Source organism: Pseudomonas sp. SID14000 (assembly GCF_002165135.1).
Classification (GTDB): domain Bacteria; phylum Pseudomonadota; class Gammaproteobacteria; order Pseudomonadales; family Pseudomonadaceae; genus Aquipseudomonas.
In genome coordinates this window covers 65,564-87,979 of sequence record NZ_NFZQ01000013.1, presented here as the reverse complement: position 1 = coordinate 87,979, position 22,416 = coordinate 65,564, and the positions used below count along the sequence as shown (strand labels likewise).

General features: G+C 62.3%; 21 protein-coding genes. 10 read left to right on the top strand and 11 right to left on the bottom strand.

Going from position 1 to position 22,416, the window contains the following annotated elements:
* The first annotated feature begins 82 nt into the window (after positions 1–82).
* On the top strand, positions 83–640 hold the full coding sequence (locus CAY82_RS19920; RefSeq protein ID WP_087502732.1) for an NAD(P)H nitroreductase: 558 nt from the start codon (positions 83–85) through the stop codon (positions 638–640).
* Positions 641–787: 147 nt separating this feature from the next.
* On the opposite strand, the gene CAY82_RS19915 is transcribed toward CAY82_RS19920, so the two are convergent.
* The 5 genes from CAY82_RS19915 to CAY82_RS19895 form a co-directional block, all read right to left on the bottom strand.
* Positions 788–2,128 carry a HAMP domain-containing sensor histidine kinase gene (locus tag CAY82_RS19915; protein ID WP_087502731.1) on the bottom strand — a complete coding sequence of 447 codons (1,341 nt, stop codon included), beginning with the start codon at positions 2,126–2,128 and terminating at the stop codon, positions 788–790.
* A gap of 60 nt (positions 2,129–2,188) precedes the next feature.
* Positions 2,189–2,605, bottom strand: a complete 417-nt coding sequence (locus tag CAY82_RS19910; RefSeq protein WP_025340137.1) for a Spy/CpxP family protein refolding chaperone — start codon at positions 2,603–2,605, stop codon at positions 2,189–2,191.
* Between the two features lie 130 nt (positions 2,606–2,735).
* Positions 2,736–3,413: a response regulator transcription factor gene (locus CAY82_RS19905; RefSeq protein WP_087502730.1), complete on the bottom strand. Its 678-nt coding sequence runs from the start codon at positions 3,411–3,413 to the stop codon at positions 2,736–2,738.
* A gap of 204 nt (positions 3,414–3,617) precedes the next feature.
* A complete protein-coding gene (locus CAY82_RS19900) occupies positions 3,618–3,917 on the bottom strand; it encodes a YciI family protein (RefSeq protein ID WP_015271283.1) in 300 nt (99 codons plus the stop codon).
* Position 3,918: 1 nt separating this feature from the next.
* Positions 3,919–4,512 carry a septation protein A gene (locus CAY82_RS19895; RefSeq protein ID WP_218190840.1) on the bottom strand — a complete coding sequence of 198 codons (594 nt, stop codon included), beginning with the start codon at positions 4,510–4,512 and terminating at the stop codon, positions 3,919–3,921.
* 67 nt (positions 4,513–4,579) lie between these two features.
* On the opposite strand from CAY82_RS19895, the gene CAY82_RS19890 reads away from it, so the two are divergent.
* From CAY82_RS19890 to CAY82_RS19865, 6 genes are all read left to right on the top strand, one after another.
* Positions 4,580–5,440, top strand: coding sequence for a PHP domain-containing protein (locus CAY82_RS19890; protein WP_087502728.1), 861 nt, complete (start codon positions 4,580–4,582; stop codon positions 5,438–5,440).
* 13 nt (positions 5,441–5,453) lie between these two features.
* Positions 5,454–6,083 (top strand): L-threonylcarbamoyladenylate synthase, encoded by a 630-nt coding sequence (locus CAY82_RS19885; protein WP_087502779.1) that lies wholly within the window; start codon positions 5,454–5,456, stop codon positions 6,081–6,083.
* Between the two features lie 125 nt (positions 6,084–6,208).
* Complete coding sequence (locus tag CAY82_RS19880; protein ID WP_162276787.1) at positions 6,209–6,934, top strand: ScpA family protein; 726 nt, start codon at positions 6,209–6,211, stop codon at positions 6,932–6,934.
* Positions 6,921–7,691, top strand: a complete 771-nt coding sequence (gene scpB, locus CAY82_RS19875) for an SMC-Scp complex subunit ScpB (protein WP_087502727.1) — start codon at positions 6,921–6,923, stop codon at positions 7,689–7,691. Before CAY82_RS19880 ends, scpB begins: the two co-directional genes overlap by 14 nt.
* 273 nt (positions 7,692–7,964) lie before the next feature.
* On the top strand, positions 7,965–9,032 hold the full coding sequence (rluB, locus tag CAY82_RS19870; RefSeq protein ID WP_087502726.1) for a 23S rRNA pseudouridine(2605) synthase RluB: 1,068 nt from the start codon (positions 7,965–7,967) through the stop codon (positions 9,030–9,032).
* A 729-nt stretch (positions 9,033–9,761) separates the two neighbouring features.
* Entirely contained in the window at positions 9,762–11,180 is a 1,419-nt protein-coding gene (locus CAY82_RS19865) for an amino acid permease (RefSeq protein ID WP_170931107.1), read from the top strand.
* Between the two features lie 175 nt (positions 11,181–11,355).
* Here the strand turns inward: CAY82_RS19865 and CAY82_RS19860 are convergent, their stop codons facing one another.
* Positions 11,356–12,240, bottom strand: coding sequence for a LysR substrate-binding domain-containing protein (locus CAY82_RS19860; RefSeq protein WP_087502724.1), 885 nt, complete (start codon positions 12,238–12,240; stop codon positions 11,356–11,358).
* Between the two features lie 152 nt (positions 12,241–12,392).
* Here CAY82_RS19860 and CAY82_RS19855 point away from each other — a divergent pair, with 152 nt between their 5' ends.
* On the top strand, positions 12,393–15,413 hold the full coding sequence (locus CAY82_RS19855) for an FAD-binding and (Fe-S)-binding domain-containing protein (protein WP_087502723.1): 3,021 nt from the start codon (positions 12,393–12,395) through the stop codon (positions 15,411–15,413).
* Positions 15,414–15,561: 148 nt separating this feature from the next.
* Here CAY82_RS19855 and CAY82_RS19850 read toward each other — a convergent pair whose 3' ends face one another.
* The 4 genes from CAY82_RS19850 to phhA form a co-directional block, all read right to left on the bottom strand.
* Positions 15,562–15,762, bottom strand: coding sequence for a hypothetical protein (locus CAY82_RS19850; RefSeq protein ID WP_087502722.1), 201 nt, complete (start codon positions 15,760–15,762; stop codon positions 15,562–15,564).
* A 91-nt stretch (positions 15,763–15,853) separates the two neighbouring features.
* Positions 15,854–15,982 carry a hypothetical protein gene (locus CAY82_RS27120; RefSeq protein WP_256202935.1) on the bottom strand — a complete coding sequence of 43 codons (129 nt, stop codon included), beginning with the start codon at positions 15,980–15,982 and terminating at the stop codon, positions 15,854–15,856.
* A 190-nt stretch (positions 15,983–16,172) separates the two neighbouring features.
* On the bottom strand, positions 16,173–16,529 hold the full coding sequence (locus CAY82_RS19845; RefSeq protein WP_003254532.1) for a 4a-hydroxytetrahydrobiopterin dehydratase: 357 nt from the start codon (positions 16,527–16,529) through the stop codon (positions 16,173–16,175).
* Between the two features lie 39 nt (positions 16,530–16,568).
* The gene (gene phhA, locus CAY82_RS19840) at positions 16,569–17,357 is read right to left on the bottom strand and encodes a phenylalanine 4-monooxygenase (RefSeq protein WP_003260109.1); all 789 of its coding nucleotides are present in this window, start codon (positions 17,355–17,357) and stop codon (positions 16,569–16,571) included.
* 256 nt (positions 17,358–17,613) lie between these two features.
* Between phhA and CAY82_RS19830 the strand changes: the two genes are divergently transcribed.
* The gene (locus tag CAY82_RS19830) at positions 17,614–19,173 is read left to right on the top strand and encodes a sigma-54-dependent transcriptional regulator (RefSeq protein ID WP_087502721.1); all 1,560 of its coding nucleotides are present in this window, start codon (positions 17,614–17,616) and stop codon (positions 19,171–19,173) included.
* 155 nt (positions 19,174–19,328) lie between these two features.
* On the opposite strand, the gene CAY82_RS19825 is transcribed toward CAY82_RS19830, so the two are convergent.
* Positions 19,329–19,583, bottom strand: a complete 255-nt coding sequence (locus tag CAY82_RS19825) for a DUF2790 domain-containing protein (protein ID WP_003260110.1) — start codon at positions 19,581–19,583, stop codon at positions 19,329–19,331.
* A gap of 398 nt (positions 19,584–19,981) precedes the next feature.
* Here CAY82_RS19825 and acs point away from each other — a divergent pair, with 398 nt between their 5' ends.
* Positions 19,982–21,943: an acetate--CoA ligase gene (acs, locus tag CAY82_RS19820; RefSeq protein WP_087502720.1), complete on the top strand. Its 1,962-nt coding sequence runs from the start codon at positions 19,982–19,984 to the stop codon at positions 21,941–21,943.
* Positions 21,944–22,416 lie beyond the last annotated feature (473 nt).

Here is a 22,416-nt window from a genome sequence, read left to right as displayed (position 1 = left end):
ACGGAAGGGCGCCATTCTACCTATGGGTCTGGTGATGTAAACGCTAGAATGGCGGCACATTCACCTGCCAGGAGGGTAGCCGATGGAGGCTCTCGACGCATTGCTCAACCGTGTTTCCGTGCCACGCCTGACCGACCCGGCACCCAATGCCGCCCAGCGCGAGGCCCTGTTCCAGGCTGCCCTGCGCGCCCCGGACCACGGCCAGCTGCGGCCGTGGCGGTTCCTCACCATCGAAGGCCAGGGGCGCGAGAAACTGGGTGAGCTGTTCGCCGAGGCGCTGCAACGCAAGGGGGATGCCAGCCAGGCTGCCCTGGACAAGGCCCGCGCCATGCCACTGCGGGCACCGTTGCTGATCGTGGTGATCGCCAAACTGCAGGACCACTTCAAGGTGCCCAAGTCCGAGCAGCGGCTGGCGGCGGGCTGTGCCGCGCACGGTATCCTGATTGCGGCGCATGCGCAGGGGATCGGAGCGGTGTGGCGCACCGGCGACATGGCCGTCGATGCCCATGTGCACAAGGGCCTGGGGCTGGCCGAGCACGAGGAACTGATCGGGTATCTGTATGTGGGTACGCCGCTGACCGAGCCGCGCACCGCGCCGATTCTGGAAACCGCTGATTTCGTCAGTGCCTGGGGCGAGTAACGCAGCCTTGGGCTGATTGCAGTATCAAGGCATCTGGCCCTTTCGCGGGTAAACCCGCTCCCACAGGTGTGGCGCAAATTTCAGGCCTCGCACAGTACCTGTGGGAGCGGGTTTACCCGCGAAGAGGCCGGGAGCATTTACATCAAATCAACTGCCTGTCGATTCAGTCACAGGCAACTCCAGCCGCGCCACAAAGCCTCCCTGTGGATGGTTCTCCAGCACCAGGCTGCCACCATGCCGCTCTGCCGCCTTGCGTGCAATTGCCAGCCCCAGCCCATGCCCCGGCGTATCCTGCCCCGGCGCACGGAAGAACGGTTCCCCCAGCTGCGCCAGGTGTTCCGCCGCCGCCCCTGGCCCATGGTCACGCACGCTGATCAGGATACGGTTCTGCTCGCGCACGGCGCTGACTTCGATCGGCTGACCCTGCGGGTTGAAGCGCAGGGCGTTGCGCAGCAGGTTGTCCACGGCTCGCTCGATCAGCGTGGGCCAGCCTTGCAAGGTCAACCCCGGCTGCGCCTCCAGGCGCACGTCCTGCTCCGGTGCGCTGAGCTGGGCGTCCTTGCGTACGCTGCCAAGCAGGGCATTGAGGTCGACCGGCTCGGCATGGGCCTGTTCGGCATCGACCCGCGCCAGGGCGAGGATTTCGCTGATCAGGTCTTCCAGGCGGTCGCATTCGCGGGTCAGGCGTGGCCACAGGGCCTCGCGCTGCTCAGGCTCGGCGCGCTCGGCCAGGGCCAGGGCAATGCGCAGCCTGGCCAGCGGTGAGCGCAACTCATGGGACACATCGCGCAGCAACTGGCGCTGGCTGCCGATGGTGCTTTGCAGGCGCGCGCCCATCTTGTTGAAGTCCTTGGCCAGCACGCCGAACTCGTCACGCCGCGCAGCCAGCTGCGCCAAGCTGTTCTGCTGGTAGGTGGTCTGGCCCAGGTCATGCACGGCGCTGCGCAGGCGGCTGAGCGGGCGGGTGATGGACAGGGTCACCAACAGGCTGAACAGGGTCAGCACCACGAGGGCAATGCCTAGCGCACTGAGCGGCCACAACAGGCTTTCGCGGTGCCAGGCATCTAGCGCCGGGTGGGGGATGCGGTAGATCAGCAGGTACGTCTCGCCGGTGTCGGGGCTGGTGTATTCCTCGGTCAACCGGCGCCACGGCAGGCGCCGCTGGTCATTGTGCTGGCGTGCCTCGAAGGCCGCTGCACGGCGCGGGAAGGTGCCGGGCACAACGGCTTCGCCACTGTCGTCGAGCACTTGCACGTCGATCTTGTAGCGGTCTTTGCGCCGTTCCAGGAAGTGCTGTGCCGAAGCCAGGCCTTCCTGTTCGTAATGCTTGGCCCACTTGCTGGCCAAGGTATTGAGGCCCGGGTGGCGGCTGAGGATCCAGGCGTCCTGGTTGAGCATATGGCCCAGCAGGATCGACAGGCCCGCAACCAGGGTGATGGCCAACCAGAAACTGGCCAGGATGCGCCAGAACAGTGAACGCAAGTGCACCTCCTGCAAACGAGAAAAGCCCGGCTCGCACTGAGGCGGGCCGGGCATCGGGCAGACAGCTTACTGGGCCTTGTTGCCTTTTTCAGCTTTCCAGGCCTGGAACTCCTGCCACTCGGCTTTCTGTGCGGCGCGTTCCTTTTGCAGTTCGTCGAACTTCTTCTGCTGCTCAGGCTTGAGCAGGGCACGGACCGCGCTGTCGGTCTTGTCGCGGTTGGCCTGCAGCTCGTCTTTCATGGCCTTCTGGTCGGCGGCCGGCAGCTTGGACAGGTAGCGCTCGGTGATATCGCGGCGCTGTTTCATCTGTTCGCCCATCAGCTTGCCGATTTGCTGGCGCTGGTCACGGCTCAGGTCCAGTTGGTGGAAAGGCGCGTCACCGCGATGATGCGGGCCGTCGTGGCGCGGGCCGCCTTCAGGCATGGCCATGGCCACGGTCGGCAGTGCGGCGGCGAACATCAGGGCGATAAGGGTCTTGCGCATGGTGTCTCTCCTTTCATAGGCCGGTGGTTACCGGATGAACACAGTCTAGGGAGATCACCGTCAAGCGCCGTCAGCGGATGGTAAAGGCTCGGTAAAGATGCATGAGGGGCGCTTCGTGCCCCCCGCGTTCTTACAGGCAGTAGTAATAGCCACGGCTGCGCAGGGCCACGATGCGTGGCCGGCCATCGGCGTGCGGGCCGATCTTCTTGCGCAGGTTGCTGACGTGCATGTCCAGGCTGCGGTCGTACAGGGTCAGCTTGCGGCCCAGGCCGATCTGCGCCAGCTCCTGCTTGTCCAGCGGCTCGCCGGGCTGGCGCAGCAGGGCTTCGAGAATGCGGCTTTCGGACAGGGTCAGGGTCATTTCGCGGCCATCGATGCTGGCCACGCCACGAGCAGGGCTATAGACCAGGTCGCCCAGCTCCACCTGGCTGGTGGTAGCGGCGGGGTGGCTGCGGCGCAACACGGCACGCAGGCGAGCGGTGAGTTCACGTGGGTCGCAGGGTTTGGCCAGGTAGTCGTCGGCGCCCAGTTCCAGGCCGAGGATACGGTCCAGTGGCTCGCCGCGGGCCGAGAGCATCAGCACCGGCAGTTCGGCATGCTCGCTGCGCAACTGCTTGAGCAGTTCCAGGCCACTGCCGTCGGGCAGCATCACATCCAGCACCACGGCCGCCGGGGCGTGCTCGGCCAGTGCCTGGCGTGCGCTATGGCCATCATGGCAGGCACGCACGGTAAACCCTTCCTGGGTCAGCCAGCTGCCGAGCAGCTCGCACAGTTCCTGGTCATCATCAATCAGTAACAGCTCGCTCATGACTCACTCAATTCAACCATTGACGGCGGCTATTCGGCCCGCCAGTGGCAAAGATACCGCAGACTGATGGCAACAGTATAACTGCTGGTACTGCGTGGGCTTCTTCGCGGGTAAACCCGCTCCCACAGGGAAAGTGCAAGCTTGAAGCCTGCGCCGTCCCTGTGGGAGCGGGTTTACCCGCGAAGAAGCCCACGCAGTCTCAGATCAAGGCAGTACTTGCTTGAACGGCTTGACCACCACCTTGTCGTACACACCGGCCGCAATGTAAGGGTCGGCATCGGCCCAGGCCTGCGCTGCGGCCAGGGAGTCGAACTCGGCGACGATCAGGCTGCCGCTGAAACCCGCCTCACCCGGGTCGTTGCTGTCGATAGCCGGGTGCGGACCGGCCAGTACCACGCGGCCCTCGGCCTTCAGCTGCTGCAGGCGTTCGATGTGCGCAGGGCGGGCGGCCAGGCGCTTTTCCAGGGAGTTTGCGACGTCGCTGGCGATGATGGCGTAGAGCATGTCAATCCTTGGGTTTGGAGGTGGATGGGTCGTCGTGCAGGTGGCGCGACAGGTATACGCCCTGCGCCACCAGGAACATCACGGTCATGCCCAGGCTACCGAACACCTTGAAGTCGACCCAGAAGTCCTGGAAGGTGAAGGCGACGAACAGGTTGGCCGCGCCGCAGAACAGGAAGAAGCCGATCCAGGCCAGGTTCAGGCGGGTCCAGATGGCATCGGGCAGGCTCAGGGCGTGGCCCATGATGCGCTTGATCAGTACCCGGTCGCCGACGAAGTGGCTACCGGCGAAGCCCAGGGCGAACAGCCAGTTCACTACCGGCGCCTTCCACTTGAGGAAGGTTTCGCTGTGGAAGGTCAGGGTCAGGCCGCCGAACACCAGGCAGGCCACCAGGGTCAGCCACTGGCCCTTTTCCAGTTTGCGCTGGCGCAGGAACAGCGCGCCGTAGACCACCAGCGAGCTGATGATCAGCATGGCTGTGGCGCTGTAGATACCACCGAAATCGAAGCTGTGGCCCGCGACTTCCATCGGGCGCGGGTCGAGCTTGTAGACGATGAAGAACAGCAGCAGCGGGATGAAATCGATGAATTGTTTCACAATGGCAGCCAGAATCGGGATGTGACGGCATAATAACAAACATCGATTCCAGCGAAAGCGCTCCTCCATGAATGTTGATCTGCACTGTCACAGCACGGCCTCCGACGGCGCTCTGTCGCCCTCTACATTGGTCGCCCGGGCCCATGAGCACGGGGTGCAAACGCTGGCACTGACCGACCATGACACCATCGAAGGCTTGCCCGAGGCGCGCCAGGCGTGCCGCGAAAAGGGCATGCACTGGGTCAGCGGGGTGGAGCTGTCGTGCACCTGGGGTGGTGCGACCATCCATGTGCTGGGCTATGACTTCCCGCTCGACGCACCGCCCCTGCTGGCGGCGATCGACGCACTGCACCGTGGCCGCTGGCTGCGCGCCGAAGAAATCGACAAACGGCTGGCGGCCAAGGGCATGCCCGGAGCCCTCGAGGGTGCCCGCGCCGTGCAGCATGAGCTGGGCGATAGCGGCAACGCCCCGGCGCGCCCGCATTTTGCCGAGTACCTGGTGCGAGCCGGGCACGTCAAGGACCGCGGCGAGGCGTTTCGCAAATGGCTGGGCGCCGGCAAGCTGGGCGACGTCAAGCAGCACTGGCCGACCCTCGATGAAACCGTCGCCACCCTGCGCCAGTCCAATGCCTGGGTGAGCCTGGCGCATCCCATGCACTACGATCTGACCCGCAGCAAGCGCAGAAGGCTGATTGCCGACTATATTCAGGCAGGCGGGCAGGCACTTGAAGTGGTCAACGGGATGATGCCGGCCGAGCAGGTGGGCACGATGTCCATCCTCACCCGTGAGTTCGGCCTGCTGGCAAGCGCTGGCAGTGATTTCCACGGCCCCGGCACCTGGGGCGAGATCGGTGCCTACCGGCCTTTGCCCGAGGACTTGCCACCTCTGTGGCGCCGATTCAGCCATGAACAGCCTTTGGCGGTATGAACAGGACGACTACGTGAGCCAATTTTTCCAGATTCATGCGGAGAATCCGCAGGTGCGCCTGATCAAACAGGCCGTCGAGATCATCCGCAAGGGCGGCGTTGTTGTGTATCCAACCGACTCGGCTTACGCACTCGGCTGCCAGATCGGCGATAAGGGCGCCATCGAGAGAGTCCGGCGCTTGCGCCAGTTGGACAAGCAGCACAACTTCACCTTGCTATGCTGCGACCTTTCGCAAATGGGGTTGTTCGCCAAGATCGATACGTCCACCTTCCGCCTGCTCAAAGCGCATATTCCCGGGCCTTATACGTTCATCCTCAATGCCACCCGTGAAGTGCCACGGCTTTTGATGCACGAAAAGCGCCGCACTATCGGATTGCGCGTACCGTCCAACCCCATTGTTCTTGCACTACTGGAGGAGCTGGGCGAGCCGCTGATGAGTGTGAGCCTGATCTTGCCGCCCGAAGAAGAGCCGATGACCGACCCCTATGAGATACGTCAGCGTCTAGAACACCAGGTCGACCTGATCATCGATGGCGGCTACGGCGACCTCAAGGCTTCGACCATCATCGATCTGACTGGCGATGAGCCTGCGTTGGTCCGTGAAGGCTGCGGCGATCCCACGCCGTTTCTGGTCAACGCGTGAGCCAGGTGGAAACGCCCGAGGCACCGGCCGAGCAGGCCGAGGCGCCTCGGCAGCTGCAACTGGCCCTGGTCTATGGCGAAGCCCTGACCGAGCTGCCGCTGGACTTGTACATCCCGCCGGACGCCCTGGAAGTCATCCTCGAAGCCTTCGAAGGCCCGCTGGACCTGTTGCTGTACCTGATCCGCAAGCAGAACATCGACATCCTCGATATCCCGGTGGCGGAAATCACCCGCCAGTACATGGGCTACGTGGAGTTGATGAAGAGCGTGCGCCTGGAGCTGGCCGCCGAATACCTGGTGATGGCTGCCATGCTGGCCGAGATCAAGTCGCGCATGTTGCTGCCGCGCTCGGCCGACGTCGAGGAGGAGGAGGGTGACCCGCGCGCCGAACTGATCCGCCGCCTGCAGGAATATGAGCGCTTCAAGGCCGCCGCCGAAGGCATCGATGAGTTGCCACGGGTAGGCCGCGAGGTGGTGGTGCCGCGCCTGGAGGCGCCGCAGGCCAAGGTGCGCAAGCTGTTGCCCCAGGTCAGCCTGGAGGAGCTACTGGTGTCGATGGCCGAGGTGATGCGCCGCAACGACCTGTTCGAAAGCCACCAGATCACCCGTGAGACCTTGTCCACCCGCGAGCGCATGAGCCAGGTGCTGGAACGTCTGAAAGGTGGCGGTTTCGTGCCGTTCGTCGAGCTGTTTGCCGCCGAGGAGGGCAAGCTGGGCGTGGTCGTGACCTTCATGGCGATTCTCGAGCTGGTGAAGGAATCGCTGATCGAACTGGTGCAGAATGAACCCTTCGCCGCCATCCACGTGCGGCTTCGCCCGGCGCTTGTTGAAGAACCTGATGAACCTGAATGAACCCCGCGACCTGGCGTCGCTGATCGAAGCCTTCTTGCTGGCTTCGGGCAAGCCGCAATCCCTGGAGCGCCTGTACGAACTGTTCGAGGAAGCCGAGCGACCGGAGCCCAAGGTCTTCAAGCAGGCTCTGGAACTGCTGGGCAAGTCGTGTAATGGCCGCGCTTTCGAGTTGAAGGAGGTGGCCAGCGGCTACCGCCTGCAGATTCGCGAGGACTATGCCCCTTGGGTCGGGCGCCTGTGGGAAGAGCGGCCGCAACGTTATTCACGTGCGCTGCTCGAGACTCTGGCCCTGATCGCCTATCGCCAGCCCATCACCCGGGGCGAAATCGAGGATGTGCGTGGCGTGGCGGTGAACAGCAACATCATCAAGACCCTGATGGAGCGCGAGTGGATCCGTGTGGTCGGCTACCGCGAAGTGCCAGGGCGGCCGGCGATGTTTGCCACCACCAAGGCGTTTCTTGACCACTTCAACCTCAAGAGCCTGGATGAGCTGCCGGCCTTGGCCGAGCTGCGCGAAATGGAACCTGAGCCGCTGCTCGACCCGGACGATGCACCGGTGCCGGCCCACCTGCAGGCTTTGGCCGATGCGAGCCTTGGGGAGGAGGAAGAGGTTGTTGAGCCGAAGGAGGAAACCAGCTTCCGAAGCTTGCTGGTGGAGCTGGATGCCATGGAAGAAGGGCTGAAGACCGATTTTGATGATTTGCGTGAGGAAGAGCCTGAGGCCTCGGTGGAAGAAGAGGGCAAATTGCAGCCCTGATCTGCTGTTGCCTGTACCGGCCTCTTCGCGGGTGAACCCGCTCCCACAGGGATATCACAGGCCCTGAGAGTGATGCGGTACTTGTGGGAGCGGGTTTACCCGCGAAGAGGCCGGTACTGCCAATACATAACCATTAGGCAGAAACCCCTCGCAAAGCCCACAAAACCCTCTACCCTCCAGTGCGTTCCCCCGCCGAACCGCGTATGATGCGCGGCCTTTTGGCGCGTTCGTCGCCAGAACCCTTATTTCATTCCTACACCGGGAGGTGCCCAGATGAGTGAGCAAGACCTGCAAGATACCGAAATCACCCCGCCATCCGGCGAAAAGCTGCAGAAAGTGCTGGCGCGCATTGGCGTTGGCTCGCGCCGTGACGTCGAGGCCTGGATCAGCCAGGGCCGCATCAAGGTCAACGGCGTCGAGGCCACCCTCGGCCAGCGCGTCGACCTGCACGATGCCATTGCCGTGGATGGCAAGCTGATCAAGCGCGAAGAGGCCGCCGAGGCCACTCGCCGGGTGATCATGTACAACAAGCCCGATGGCGAAATTTGCACCCGTGACGACCCGGAAGGCCGCCCGACCGTGTTCGACCGCCTGCCACGGCCGAAAGAAGGCCGCTGGATCAACATCGGCCGTCTCGACATCAACACTACCGGCCTGCTGCTCTTCACCACCGATGGTGAACTGGCCAACCGCCTGATGCACCCGTCCTACGAGATGGACCGTGAGTACGCGGTACGTGTGCGGGGTGAGGTCGACGACGAGATGATCGAGCGCCTGAAGGCAGGCGTGATGCTGGAAGACGGCCCGGCCAAGTTCACCGATATTCAGAAGGCGCCAGGTGGCGAAGGCTTCAACCACTGGTACCACTGCGTGGTGATGGAAGGCCGTAACCGTGAAGTGCGTCGCTTGTGGGAGTCCCAGGGGATGGTGGTCAGCCGTCTGAAGCGCGTGCGTTTCGGCCCGGTGTTCCTCAACTCCGACCTGCCGATGGGCCGCTGGCGTGAAATGACCCAGGGCGAAATCGACATCCTCGCCGCTGAAGTGGGCCTGCAACCGGTGGCGCTGCCAGCCATGAAGCTCAAGGCCAAGGACAAGATGGAGCGCCTGCAGCGCAAATCGACCCGCCCGCTGGGCCGTGGCGAGCGTGTGCGCAGCCTGCGCCCGGCTCAAGAAGGTACTGCTGCCGATGCACGCCCGGCGCGCCAGCTGCGTGAAGAGGCCCCGCGCAAGACCAGCCGCGGCAGCACCGTGGCCGAGCGCCCGAGCGAGATGCGCAAGCGTCCGGGCAAGCCTGAAGGTGACAAGCCGGCAGGCCGTGGCCGCGGCAAGCCGCGTGGCTGATTGGCCTGTGCAGCAATGAGAAACCAGCCTTCGGGCTGGTTTTTTTATGCCTGTGAGAATTTGGGGGCTGCTGCGCAGCCCATCGCGACACAAGGCCGCTCCCACAATGAAACGCGTCACATGTGGGAGCGGCCTTGTGTCGCGAAAGGGCCGCAAAGCGGCCCCAAGATATTGAACAAAAAGAATTTTTCGGACGACTGGCAAGTTTTCGAACCGGTCTGTAAAGAAATTTATACAGATATGGCCGTATTCAGCACTGATTTCAGATTAAGCCCGGCTGTGTAAACAAACCTTGCCGCCGCCAATGCGCACAAGCCGCCGCCCGGTCTCCGCCCACCCTTGCCCAAACCCCCGCCCCACGGTGTTATAGCCACCATTGCCGTGTGCAAAAAGCCTGTCCTCAGAGCCAGGCTGACAAAACAACAAATGGAGGCGCCATGTACGCCGATCACTCCGCCTTTCAAGGCCCACACCACAGGATCGCTGCGTTTTTTCCCAAGGAAACGATGCAACGCGTTGACGCCTGCGCGTTTGCAGGGGTATACAATGCGCCGCGTTTTACCTGTGACTCCTTTGCGTACCGCGCACTCTTGATCACGCCTGGTTGACCCGCCGCGGCGGCACCTGAGGTCAAGAAACCCAAGGTAACCACCTTGCCCATTCCGCTGCGCCACGAGCGCGGTGGGTCCGATTCCGTCACAGATAAAAACAATGCAGGTGACTTCGTTCATGAGTGGACAAAACATGCATTCAGGCGAGCTCAAGCGGGGCCTGAAGAACCGCCATATCCAGTTGATCGCCCTCGGCGGTGCGATTGGTACCGGCCTGTTCCTCGGCTCGGCAGGCGTGATGAAATCCGCTGGCCCGTCGATGATCCTTGGCTACGCCATCTGCGGCTTCATCGCCTTCATGATCATGCGCCAGCTCGGCGAAATGATCGTCGAAGAGCCGGTGGCCGGCTCGTTCAGCCATTTCGCCCACACCTACTGGGGTGGCTTCGCCGGCTTCCTGTCAGGGTGGAACTGCTGGGTGCTGTACATCCTGGTGGGCATGTCGGAGCTTTCGGCGGTCGGTAAGTATGTTCACTACTGGTGGCCGGAGATCCCCACCTGGGTTACGGCGGCAGCGTTCTTCGTGCTGATCAACGCTATCAACCTCATGAACGTGAAGTTCTTCGGTGAGGCCGAATTCTGGTTTGCCATCATCAAGGTGGTGGCTATCGTCAGCATGATCGGCCTGGGTGCCTACCTGCTGACCAGCGGCAGCGGCGGCCCTGAAGCCACCGTGGCCAACCTGTGGTCGCACGGCGGCTTCTTCCCGAACGGTGTCAGCGGGCTGGTGATGGCCCTGGCCTTCATCATGTTCTCCTTCGGTGGCCTGGAAATGCTCGGCTTCACCGCTGCCGAGGCCGACAAGCCGAAGACCGTGATCCCCAAGGCGATCAACCAGGTCATCTACCGTATCCTGATCTTCTATGTCGGTGCCCTGGTGGTGCTGCTGTCGCTGACCCCGTGGGACAACCTGGTCGCCAGCATCGACGCATCCGGTGGCAGCTATGGCAGCAGCCCGTTCGTGCAGGTGTTCTCGCTGCTGGGCAGTGACGTGGCTGCGCACCTGTTGAACTTCGTGGTCCTGACTGCGGCACTGTCGGTGTACAACAGCGGTACCTACTGCAACGCCCGCATGCTGCTGGGCATGGCCGAACAAGGTGACGCCCCGGCGGCGCTGGCCAAGGTTGACAGTCGCGGTGTACCGGTGCGCTCGATCCTGGTGTCGGCAGCCGTGACCCTGATCGCGGTGCTGCTCAACTACCTGATGCCGTCCAACGCGCTGGAGCTGCTGATGTCGCTGGTGGTGGCCACCCTGGTGATCAACTGGGCGATGATCAGCTACTCGCACCTGAAGTTCCGTCAGCACCTGGATCGCACCGGCCAGAAGCCGCTGTTCAAGGCACTGTGGTACCCCTATGGCAACTACATCTGCCTGGCGTTCGTGGTGCTGATCCTCGGCATCATGCTGATGATCCCGGGTATCCAGGTGTCCGTGTATGCGATCCCGGTTTGGCTGCTCGCCATGTTCGTGGCCTACATGATCAAGCCGCGTCGCAAGGCGCAGGCCGTTGGGGCTGCTAGTAGTATGGCCAGATAAGGCGCTACAGGTGGTAGAAAAACCCGATGTCAGGTGACTGGCTTCGGGTTTTTTGTTGCCTGCTCGGGCCCTTTCGCGGGTGAACCCGCTCCCACAGGTATAGCGCTGCCCTCAGGTCCAGTGATATTCCTGTGGGAGCGGGTTCACCCGCGAAGAGGCCGGCACAGGCAACAGATCAGATCTGCTCCAGCAACCAGCTGCGAAATGCCCGCAGCGACGGCAGCGCCTCGTTCCTCGGCGGGTAGATAAGGTAATAACTGCGCTGGCTGGCAAATGCCCCTCCGGGGCTGTACAGCTCACCCTTGGCCAGTTCTTCCTCCACCAGTATGCGAGGCACCAGGCCGATGCCAATCCCGGCTCGTACCGCCTGGATCAGGTGCGAGGTCAGCTCGAAGCTCGGCCCCAGGCGCATCGCCCGATGCGCCAGGCCATGGTGCGAGAACCACTCGCCCCAGGCATGCGGGTTGTTGGCCACATTCAGCAGCACCTCTTCACTGATGCGTGCCGGGCTCCAGCCCTGGCTGTGCGCACCAGCCTCCGGCGGCAAGATCACCACCAGCTCCTCGGCATGCAGCCGGTGGCAGATCAGCCCTGGCAGGTCGTGGCTGGCCACGCCGATGGCGGCGTCGATTTCGCTGGTGTCGAAGTTGATGGCTTCGATGCGTGAATGTATGTGCACCAGCATGCCCGGGTGAGCGTTATAGAACGCATGCAGCCGTGGTAGTAGCCATTTCGAGCCGAATGTGGGCAGGGTCGCCAGGCGCAAGGTGCCTACCCCAGACTGGTAGGCCAGAGCTTGCAGGGTGGCGCTGCGGATGCGCCCCAGGGCCTCGCTGAGCTCGCGCTGGTACAGGCGACCGACATCGGTCAGTTGCACCTGGCGGCCTTCGCGGCGGAACAAGGTCAGGCCCAGTTGCTGTTCCAGTGCCTGCACCTGGCGGCTGACCGCACTCTGGGTCAGCGACAGTTCGGCGGCGGCGCGGGTGTAGCTTTCATGTCGGGCGGCGGCTTCGAATGCCAGCAGCAGCGACATGGACGGGGTCAGGTGGCGGTAATTCATTCATGGAAGTCATTGATAGCGGCAGGATTATCCGTTTGCCCCTGAGGCGAAACTACAGGAACATTGGCCTATACGTCATCCCCGCATGTGTTGATCCATGCCGGAACGACAGGAATCCCGTGAATTAGCCAATATCAAGAGGCCATCCTTCGATGATCGCCCAGCTGCCGACCGTTGCCCCGAGCGCCAACTACCCCGAATTCCTCGAAGCCCTGCGCAATAGCGGCTTCCGTGGCCAGATCAGTGCCGACTACGGTACCCGCACGGTGCTGGCCACCGACAACTCGATCTACCAGCGCTTGCCGCAGGCGGCGGTATTCCCGCTGGACGCCGACGATGTGGCGCGGGTCGCCACGCTGATGGCCGAGCAACGCTTCCAGCAGGTCAAGCTGACCCCGCGCGGCGGTGGTACCGGCACCAACGGCCAGTCGCTGACCGACGGTATCGTCGTCGACCTGTCGCGGCACATGAACAAGATCCTCGAAATCAACGTCGAGGAACGCTGGGTACGGGTGCAGGCCGGTACGGTCAAGGATCAGCTCAATGCCGCGCTCAAGCCGCACGGGCTGTTCTTTGCGCCCGAGCTGTCCACCTCCAACCGCGCCACTGTCGGCGGCATGATCAACACTGACGCCAGCGGCCAGGGTAGCTGCACCTATGGCAAGACCCGCGACCACGTACTGGAACTGCATAGCGTGCTGCTCGGTGGCGAACGTCTGCACAGCCTGCCGATCGACGATGCTGCGCTGGAACAGGCCTGTGCCTTGCCCGGCCGGGTCGGCGAGGTGTATCGCATGGCGCGGGAGATCCAGGAAACCCAGGCTGATCTCATTGAAACCACCTTCCCCAAGCTCAACCGTTGCCTGACCGGCTACGACCTGGCGCACCTGCGCGACGAGCAGGGCCGCTTCAACCTCAACAGCGTGCTGTGCGGTGCCGAGGGCTCGCTGGGCTATGTGGTCGAAGCCAAGCTCAATGTGCTGCCGATTCCCAAGTACGCCGTGCTGGTCAACGTGCGCTACACCAGCTTCATGGATGCCCTGCGGGACGCCAACGCATTGATGGCGCACAAGCCGCTGTCGATCGAGACCGTCGACTCCAAGGTGCTGATGCTGGCGATGAAGGACATCGTCTGGCACAGCGTCGCCGAATACTTCCCGGCCGACCCCGAGCGCCCGACCCTGGGCATCAACCTGGTGGAGTTCTGCGGCGACGAGCCGACCGAGGTCAATGCCAAGGTGCAGGCGTTCATCCAGCACCTGCAGAGCGACACCAGCGTCGAGCGCCTGGGCCACACCCTGGCCGAGGGCGCCGAGGCGGTGACCCGCGTCTATACCATGCGCAAGCGTTCGGTAGGCCTGCTGGGCAACGTCGAGGGCGAAGTGCGCCCGCAGCCGTTCGTGGAAGACACCGCGGTACCGCCGGAGCAACTGGCCGACTACATTGCCGACTTCCGTGCACTGCTCGATGGCTACGGCCTGGCCTATGGCATGTTCGGCCACGTCGATGCCGGCGTGCTGCACGTGCGCCCGGCGCTGGACATGAAGGACCCGGCCCAGGCCGCACTGGTCAAGCCGATTTCCGACGCCGTGGCGGCACTGACCAAAAGCTATGGCGGCCTGCTGTGGGGCGAGCATGGCAAGGGCCTGCGTTCGGAATACGTACCGGAGTACTTCGGCGAGCTGTACCCGGCGCTGCAGCGCCTGAAGGGCGCTTTCGACCCGCACAACCAGCTCAACCCGGGCAAGATCTGCACCCCGCCAGACAGCGCCGAGGGCCTGACCAGGGTCGATGGCGTGACCCTGCGCGGCGACCTCGACCGCACCATCGATGAGCGCGTTTGGCAGGACTTCGGCAGCGCCGTGCACTGCAACGGCAACGGCGCCTGCTACAACTACGACCCCAACGATGCCATGTGCCCGTCGTGGAAGGCCACCCGCGAGCGCCAGCATTCGCCCAAGGGCCGCGCCTCGCTGATGCGCGAGTGGCTGCGCCTGCAGGGCGAGGCCAACATTGATGTGCTGGCTGCAGCGCGCAACAAGGTATCGTGGCTCAAGGGCCTGCCGGAGCGCCTGCGCAACAACCGTGCGCGCAACCAGGGTCAGGAAGACTTCTCCCATGAGGTGTACGACGCCATGGCGGGCTGCCTGGCGTGCAAGTCGTGCGCCGGGCAGTGCCCGATCAAGGTCAATGTGCCGGACTTCCGCTCGCGTTTCCTGGAGCTGTACCACGGCCGCTACCAGCGCCCGCTGCGTGACTACCTGATCGGTTCGCTGGAATTCACCATCCCCTATCTGGCCCATGCGCCCGGGCTGTACAACGCGGTGATGGGTTCGAAATGGGTGAGCAAGCTGCTGGCCGACAAGGTCGGCATGGTCGACAGCCCGCTGATCAGCCGCTTCAACTTCCAGGCCACCCTGACCCGCTGCCGTGTCGGCGTGGCCAGCGTACCGGCCCTGCGTGAACTGACCCCGGCCCAGCGCGAGCGCAGCATCGTGCTGGTGCAGGATGCCTTTACCCGTTACTTCGAGACACCGCTGCTGTCGGCCTTTATCGACCTGGCGCACCGACTGGGCCACCGGGTGTTCCTGGCGCCGTACAGTGCCAACGGCAAGCCCCTGCACGTTCAGGGCTTCCTCGGTGCGTTCGCCAAGGCGGCGATCCGCAATGCCACCCAGCTCAAGGCGCTGGCTGACTGCGGCGTACCGCTGGTGGGCCTGGACCCGGCGATGACCCTGGTGTATCGCCAGGAGTACCAGAAAGTACCGGGCCTGGATGGTTGCCCGCAGGTGCTGTTGCCGCAGGAGTGGTTGATGGATGTGCTGCCGGAGCAGGCACCGACCGCGCCGGGCAATTTCCGCCTGATGGCGCACTGCACCGAGAAGACCAACGTGCCGGCCAGCACCAGGCAGTGGGAGCAGGTGTTCGCTCGCCTGGGCCTGAAGCTGGTAACCGAGGCGACTGGCTGCTGCGGTATGTCCGGTACTTATGGGCACGAGGCGCGCAACCAGGACACCTCGCGGACCATCTTCGAGCAATCGTGGGCGACCAAGCTGGACAAGGAGGGTGAGCCGCTGGCGACGGGCTACTCGTGCCGCAGCCAGGTCAAGCGCATGACCGAGCGACAGATGCGCCACCCGCTGGAAGTGGTGCTCCAGTACACCCGGCGCTGACCTTAAGGGCCCCGGGGGGGGGGGGGCTGCCTTGCAGCCCTCCTGGCTTACGCCGTCCCTGTAGGAGCAGCCTTGCGCTGCGAAGAGGCCGGTAGAGCCAATAGGTTTTCTTCGGCAGTAATGGCCTCTTCGCAGCACAAGGCTGCTCCTACAAGTCCCGTGCATGCTTTGAAGATGATGCCTGCCGATACAGATACAGGCCCAACACCAGCCAAAGCGCTTCCACCGACAGGCAGGCGATCGCCACCCGGAACCCGCCAAGCCGGTTGATCAGGTTGCCGATGAAGGTGAAGAGGACGATGGAGACGACTTGCAGGGTGACCGCGAGGGGGCGCGGTGAGTCGGGCATGAGGGCCTACGTGGGTTCTGGACGGTGTGAAAACGTGATGACGGGGGTGGCCCGCAGGTCAGCCGTTTTCACACAGCCGGGGGATGCGCGGTTATTCCTGGTCAGCGCTGGATTGATCGTCACCATCCTGCTCGACGGCAGTTGCCGGTTCGGCGTGAACGGTCACGGTTGGCTCTTCTGGGTTCAGGCTTGGGAAGGGAAGATTCGGGATTTCATGCATCTCGTCGTTCCTCGCAAGTGTGAGTGAAAAGTCTGCGCCAGGCGCGTTTGAAGCTTCGCTAAGCAGGGGCAGGATACACAAGTCTGGATGACAGTTTGGTTTTTTTGCCGATCGTTTGTCGGTTTTGCGGGCGAACAGCGGACATTTTTCCCATAAAAAATGGGGCCACCGGGCCCCATTTTCTCAGTGCTTACTTGCGGCCTTCAGCCGTCTCCGCCACCTTGTCGGTGCGCGCGCACATGATGAAGTCATTGCGGTGCAGGCCTTTGATCGAGTGGCTCCACCAGGTCACGGTGACCTTGCCCCACTCGGTCAGCAGGCCCGGGTGGTGGCCTTCGGCCTCGGCGATCTCGCCCACGGCATTGGTGAACGCCAGGGCGTGCTTGAAGTTCTTGAACAGAAACACGCGTTCCAGCTCCATGTGGCCGTCACGTACTTCGATGTTCCAGTCCGGGATTTCGCGAATCAGCTCGGCCAGCTCTTCGTCGGTGACCTTTGGTGCGTCGGCGCGGCAGGCTTCGCAATGGGCTTGGTTCAAGGCATTCATGTGGTGTTTTCCGGTTCGAGTTGTTATCGGCAAGGTCGCTCAGGCAGCGACCTTGGGTGGAAACTTCGGTGCGTGCAGGCCCAGCTGCATGGCTTTGTGAACCATGCCCATGATGTCTTCGTGGGCCAGGTCGAACAGGCGCTTCATGTTCGGCAGCACGAAATACAGCGGCTGCAGGATGTCGATGCGGTACGGTGTACGCATGGCCTCGATCGGGTCGAAGGCCTGGTGCTCAGGCTCGCCAGACAGGCTGTACACGGTCTCTTTTGGCGACGAGAGGATGCCACCGCCATAGATCTTGCGGCCTTGCGCTGTTTCCATCAGGCCGAACTCGATGGTCATCCAGTAAAGGCGCGCCAGGTACACGCGTTGTTCCTTGGTCGCGGCCAGGCCGAGCTTGCCGTAGGTATGGGTGAATTCGGCGAACCAGGGATTGGTCAGCAGCGGGCAGTGGCCGAAGATCTCGTGGAAGATATCGGGTTCTTGCAGGTAGTCCAGTTCTTCCGGGGTACGGATGAAGGTGGCCACCGGGAAGCGCTTGCTGGCCAGCAGTTCGAAGAAGGTCTGGAAAGGGATCAGTGCCGGTACCCGGGCAACCTGCCAACCGGTGGTGGCGCCTAGCACCTTGTTGATCTCGCCCAGTTGCGGAATACGGTCATGGGGCAGCTTGAGCTGGTCGATGCCGTCCAGGTATTCCTGGCATGCGCGGCCTTCGATCACTTTCAACTGGCGAGTGATCAAGGTGTTCCATACCGCGTGCTCTTGCTGCGGGTAGTCGATAAAACCATGCGCATCGGGCTCGCGTGCCACGTATTGCGTCTGTTTCATGTGGCTCTCCTGGTGAGGGCTTTTCTTGTTATGTGCAGGACATGCCTAAGGAATATCCCTTCGCTGGCCGCTTTGCACGAGGGTGGGCCAGTGGCGGGGCCGCCTTTTCGTGGTGTTTTTGTAACGATAATTTTACAAAAAGGCGCAAGTGTCGGAAAATCCGAGGCATCTGGCTGATGCCTCGGCTGTTTTTGTCAGCTTATCTTTACGACTTTTCCGCGCGATGTTGAAAAACATTGGCGCTTCGAGAGCCCTCATGCGTATCAAAGTGCATTGCCAGAACCGTATTGGCATCCTGCGCGACATCCTCAACCTGCTGGTGGAGTACGGCATCAACGTGCTGCGCGGCGAGGTGGGTGGTGACCATGGCAACGCCATCTACCTGCATTGCCCGAACCTGATCAATTTGCAGTTCCAGGCGCTGCGGCCGAAGTTCGAGGCGATTGCCGGGGTGTTCGGTGTCAAGCGCGTGGGGCTGATGCCTAGCGAGCGCCGGCACATGGAGCTGAATGCGCTGCTCGGGGCGCTGGACTTCCCGGTGCTGTCGATCGACATGGGGGGCAGCATCGTCGCCGCCAACCGTGCCGCTGCACAGTTGCTGGGAGTGCGGGTGGACGAGGTGCCAGGCATGCCCCTGGCTCGCTATGTGGAGGACTTTGACCTGCCTGAGCTGGTGCGGGCCAACAAGTCGCGCATCAACGGCCTGCGCATCAAGGTCAAGGGCGATGTGTTCCTGGCCGATATCGCGCCGCTGCAGTCCGAGCACGACGACAGCGAGGCGCTGGCCGGGGCGGTACTGACCCTGCACCGCGCCGACCGTATCGGTGAGCGCATCTACAACGTGCGCAAGCAGGAGTTGCGTGGTTTCGACAGTATCTTCCAGAGCTCGCGGGTGATGGCTGCGGTGGTACGCGAGGCGCGGCGCATGGCGCCGCTGGATGCGCCATTGCTGATCGAGGGCGAGACCGGCACCGGCAAGGAGTTGCTGGCGCGTGCCTGCCACTTGGCCAGCCCGCGCGGCCAGTCGCCGCTGATGGCGCTCAACTGCGCCGGGTTGCCCGAGTCGATGGCCGAGACCGAGCTGTTCGGTTACGGCCCCGGGGCATTCGAAGGGGCGCGGGCCGAGGGCAAGCTGGGGCTGCTGGAACTGACCGCCGGTGGCACGCTGTTCCTCGACGGTGTAGGGGAGATGAGCCCGCGCCTGCAAGTAAAGCTGCTGCGTTTTCTGCAGGATGGCTGCTTCCGTCGCGTAGGTAGTGATGAGGAGGTGTACCTGGATGTGCGGGTGATCTGCGCGACCCAGGTGGATTTGTCCGAATTGTGTGCCCGTGGCGAGTTTCGCCAGGACCTGTATCACCGGCTCAATGTGTTGTCGCTGCACATTCCGCCATTGCGCGAATGCATGGATGGCCTGGAAGGGCTGGTGCAGCACTTTCTTGACCAGGCCAGCCGGCAGATCGGCTGCGCCATGCCGCGCCTGGCGCCGGCAGCGATGGACAAACTCAGCCAGTACCATTGGCCGGGTAATGTAAGGCAGTTGGAAAACGTGTTGTTCCAGGCGGTTTCGTTATGCGAAGGCGGCGTCGTCAAAAGTGAACATATACGTTTGCCGGATTATGGCGTGCGTCAACCGCTGGGTGAGTTTTCGCTGGACGGGGATCTTTCGCAGATTGTCGGGCGCTTTGAAAAAGCGGTGCTGGAAAGTTTGATGGCGGAATTCCCGAGTAGTCGGGCTTTAGGGAAAAGACTGGGTGTTTCGCATACCACGATTGCCAACAAGTTGAGAGATTATTCGTTGGGCAAGTCAGCGGATTAAGTAGTCGTTAGTTAATAATCTGTTAATCAGGCGGTGGTTGCTTCGCGGGTAAACCCGCCCCCACAGGTATAGCGCTGGATTCAAGGCAGGTACTGTACTTGTGGGAGCGGGTTCACCCGCGAATGGGGCCCGCAGGGCCCCCAATTCACAAGGTATCAGCCGTTCGAGCAGCCGTTCCCCATCACGCGGTATTCGAGAATGTGCTTCTGGCCCTTGGAGTCCTCGTAGGTCATGCGGGCTGGCACGACTTCGCACACATTGGGCACTTCGCTCATGGAAATGACGCGGGCAATGTCCAGGTGCTGCGAGTAACTGTACTGTTCAACCGGAATCTGCTCGGCGTCTTTGGCTTCGCCGGCCATCGCCGCGCCGCAAAGACTGCCAAGTACCAATACCAGTAAAGCTTTCATTTTCTATTTACCTGTCTAAGGTCGTGAGGGGGCGCGCGGCGCTTGTGGCGCCGCGAGTATTGCTAGTTTGAACTATCGGGTTTGAATGGGGATTAACGTTTGCCTTCGTGGGGGCTGTTACCAGTTGTTAATCGCCTTGCCGTTGCTGGCGAGGTGAATTTTATGGCTGGGACCAGAGCCGAAACAGTGGCTCTTTTGATAAAGTGTTTTGACAGAATCTGTAATAATCCTCTGGCAGGCGGCCCCATTTTTTCTTCGTCAGAGCTGTAAGGTGCGTGCCAGAGCGCTTTGTCAGAACGGGCGTACCAAATTACTACCAACGTCGAATGGCTTTTGTTGCTCTGGTACAGTTACAAACGGTTCCATACAAAAACAACTATTACACCGAGGTAACACAGATGAGTGCGGCTCCACTGTATCCCGTTCGTCCCGAGGTTGCGGCCACCACCCTGACCGACGAGGCCACCTACAAGGCCATGTACCAGCAATCGGTGATCAACCCGGACGGCTTCTGGCGCGAACAGGCCCAGCGCATCGACTGGATCAAGCCGTTCACCAAGGTCAAGCAGACCTCCTTCGACGACCACCACGTCGATATCAAATGGTTCGCCGACGGCACTCTGAACGTTTCCTCCAACTGCCTGGACCGCCACCTCGAAGAGCGCGGCGACCAGCTGGCCATCATCTGGGAAGGCGACGACCCTTCCGAGCACCGCAACATCACCTACCGCGAACTGCACGAGCAGGTCTGCAAGTTCGCCAATGCCCTGCGTGGCCAGGATGTGCACCGGGGTGACGTGGTAACCATCTATATGCCGATGATCCCCGAGGCCGTGGTCGCCATGCTGGCCTGCGCCCGTATCGGTGCGATCCATTCGGTGGTATTCGGCGGCTTCTCGCCCGAGGCACTGGCCGGCCGTATCATCGACTGCAAGTCCAAGGTCGTGATTACCGCCGACGAAGGCGTGCGCGGCGGCCGACGTACCCCGCTCAAGGCCAACGTCGATCTGGCGCTGACCAACCCTGAAACCAACAGCGTGCAGAAGATCATCGTGTGCAAGCGCACCGGTGGCGACATTGCCTGGCACCAGCACCGCGACATCTGGTACGAAGACCTGATGAAAGTGGCTTCCAGCCACTGCGCACCGAAAGAGATGGGTGCCGAGGAAGCGCTGTTCATCCTTTATACCTCCGGTTCTACCGGCAAGCCGAAGGGTGTGTTGCACACCACTGGTGGCTACCTGGTATATGCCGCGCTGACCCATGAACGTGTGTTCGACTATCGCCCGGGTGAGGTGTACTGGTGCACCGCCGACGTGGGTTGGGTCACCGGCCATAGCTACATCGTCTATGGCCCGTTGGCCAACGGCGCCACCACCCTGCTGTTCGAGGGCGTGCCAAACTACCCGGACATCACCCGTGTGTCGAAGATCATCGACAAGCACAAGGTCAACATCCTGTACACCGCGCCAACCGCTATCCGCGCGATGATGGCCGAAGGCGAGGCCGCGGTTGCCGGTGCCGATGGCTCCAGCCTGCGTCTGCTTGGCTCGGTGGGTGAGCCGATCAACCCCGAAGCCTGGAACTGGTACTACAAGGCTGTGGGCAAGGAGCGTTGCCCGATCGTCGACACCTGGTGGCAGACCGAAACTGGCGGCATCCTGATCAGCCCGCTGCCGGGTGCTACCGGCCTCAAGCCAGGCTCGGCAACCCGTCCGTTCTTCGGCGTGGTGCCGGCGTTGGTGGACAACCTGGGCAACCTGATCGAAGGCGCCGCCGAGGGCAACCTGGTAATCCTCGATTCCTGGCCGGGGCAGTCGCGTTCGCTGTACGGCGACCACGACCGTTTCGTCGACACCTACTTCAAGACCTTCCGTGGCATGTACTTCACCGGCGACGGCGCTCGCCGCGACGAGGATGGCTACTACTGGATCACCGGTCGCGTGGATGACGTGCTGAACGTGTCCGGTCACCGCATGGGTACTGCCGAGATCGAAAGCGCCATGGTGGCGCATGCGAAAGTGGCCGAGGCGGCAGTGGTGGGTGTGCCGCACGACATCAAGGGGCAGGGCATCTATGTGTATGTCACCCTCAATGCCGGCATCGAGACCAGCGAACAGCTTCGCCTGGAGCTGAAGAACTGGGTGCGCAAGGAAATCGGCCCGATCGCGTCACCGGACGTGATCCAGTGGGCCCCGGGGCTGCCGAAGACCCGTTCGGGCAAGATCATGCGCCGCATCCTGCGCAAGATTGCCACCGGTGAGTACGATGCGCTGGGCGATATCTCGACCCTGGCCGACCCAAGTGTGGTGCAGCACCTGATCGATACCCACAAGGCCATGAGCCTGGCTTCGGCCTGATAGCGAAGCTGGCCGCACGCTGAAGGCTTTGTGCGCTCCCTCAGGGGTGTACCTGTGAGATCAGCCAATAAAAACCCCGCCCGGGCAACCGGCGGGGTTTTTGCTTTACTGTTACCCGACATTCATCGGTAACTGTTCTGTCACCGGTCTCGCACAATAGCGGGGCGTCAGGAAACAATTCCGGCCTGTTTCGGTGCATTTCTCTGGCCAATTTTTCCAACACAGCACGCTGCACTTGCCGTACTACAAGGCTTTGCCAATAATAGGCCCGGGAATTGCTAGGTCTATAGGTTCTATTTCTTGCGCTTTTGCATATTTTGCAATGGCTGTCAACATTGCCCGCTGCGGTTTCAAGCGCTTCTGTAAGTAGTTGTCGCTTTGAAGAAATATCGACTACCGGGCTGTCGTTAAAATGCCACTCACTCGCTCGTGGTCTGCGGCCTTGGTCGAACCCTGCGCGGCTCGCGTTGTAC

Bases quoted from the DNA above. Each gene is read 5' to 3' on its own strand.
- acs (WP_087502720.1), top strand. From the start codon at position 19,982: ATGAGTGCGGCTCCACTGTATCCCGTTCGTCCCGAGGTTGCGGCCACC.
- CAY82_RS19830 (WP_087502721.1), top strand. From the start codon at position 17,614: ATGCGTATCAAAGTGCATTGCCAGAACCGTATTGGCATCCTGCGCGAC.
- CAY82_RS19920 (WP_087502732.1), top strand. From the start codon at position 83: ATGGAGGCTCTCGACGCATTGCTCAACCGTGTTTCCGTGCCACGCCTG.
- CAY82_RS19890 (WP_087502728.1), top strand. From the start codon at position 4,580: ATGAATGTTGATCTGCACTGTCACAGCACGGCCTCCGACGGCGCTCTG.
- CAY82_RS19845 (WP_003254532.1), bottom strand. From the start codon at position 16,529: ATGAATGCCTTGAACCAAGCCCATTGCGAAGCCTGCCGCGCCGACGCA.
- CAY82_RS19860 (WP_087502724.1), bottom strand. From the start codon at position 12,240: ATGAATTACCGCCACCTGACCCCGTCCATGTCGCTGCTGCTGGCATTC.
- CAY82_RS19855 (WP_087502723.1), top strand. From the start codon at position 12,393: ATGATCGCCCAGCTGCCGACCGTTGCCCCGAGCGCCAACTACCCCGAA.
- CAY82_RS27120 (WP_256202935.1), bottom strand. From the start codon at position 15,982: ATGCATGAAATCCCGAATCTTCCCTTCCCAAGCCTGAACCCAGAAGAG.
- CAY82_RS19900 (WP_015271283.1), bottom strand. From the start codon at position 3,917: ATGCTCTACGCCATCATCGCCAGCGACGTCGCAAACTCCCTGGAAAAG.
- CAY82_RS19825 (WP_003260110.1), bottom strand. From the start codon at position 19,583: ATGAAAGCTTTACTGGTATTGGTACTTGGCAGTCTTTGCGGCGCGGCG.
- rluB (WP_087502726.1), top strand. From the start codon at position 7,965: ATGAGTGAGCAAGACCTGCAAGATACCGAAATCACCCCGCCATCCGGC.
- CAY82_RS19905 (WP_087502730.1), bottom strand. From the start codon at position 3,413: ATGAGCGAGCTGTTACTGATTGATGATGACCAGGAACTGTGCGAGCTG.
- phhA (WP_003260109.1), bottom strand. From the start codon at position 17,357: ATGAAACAGACGCAATACGTGGCACGCGAGCCCGATGCGCATGGTTTT.
- CAY82_RS19910 (WP_025340137.1), bottom strand. From the start codon at position 2,605: ATGCGCAAGACCCTTATCGCCCTGATGTTCGCCGCCGCACTGCCGACC.
- CAY82_RS19850 (WP_087502722.1), bottom strand. From the start codon at position 15,762: ATGCCCGACTCACCGCGCCCCCTCGCGGTCACCCTGCAAGTCGTCTCC.
- CAY82_RS19865 (WP_170931107.1), top strand. From the start codon at position 9,762: ATGAGTGGACAAAACATGCATTCAGGCGAGCTCAAGCGGGGCCTGAAG.
- scpB (WP_087502727.1), top strand. From the start codon at position 6,921: ATGAACCTGAATGAACCCCGCGACCTGGCGTCGCTGATCGAAGCCTTC.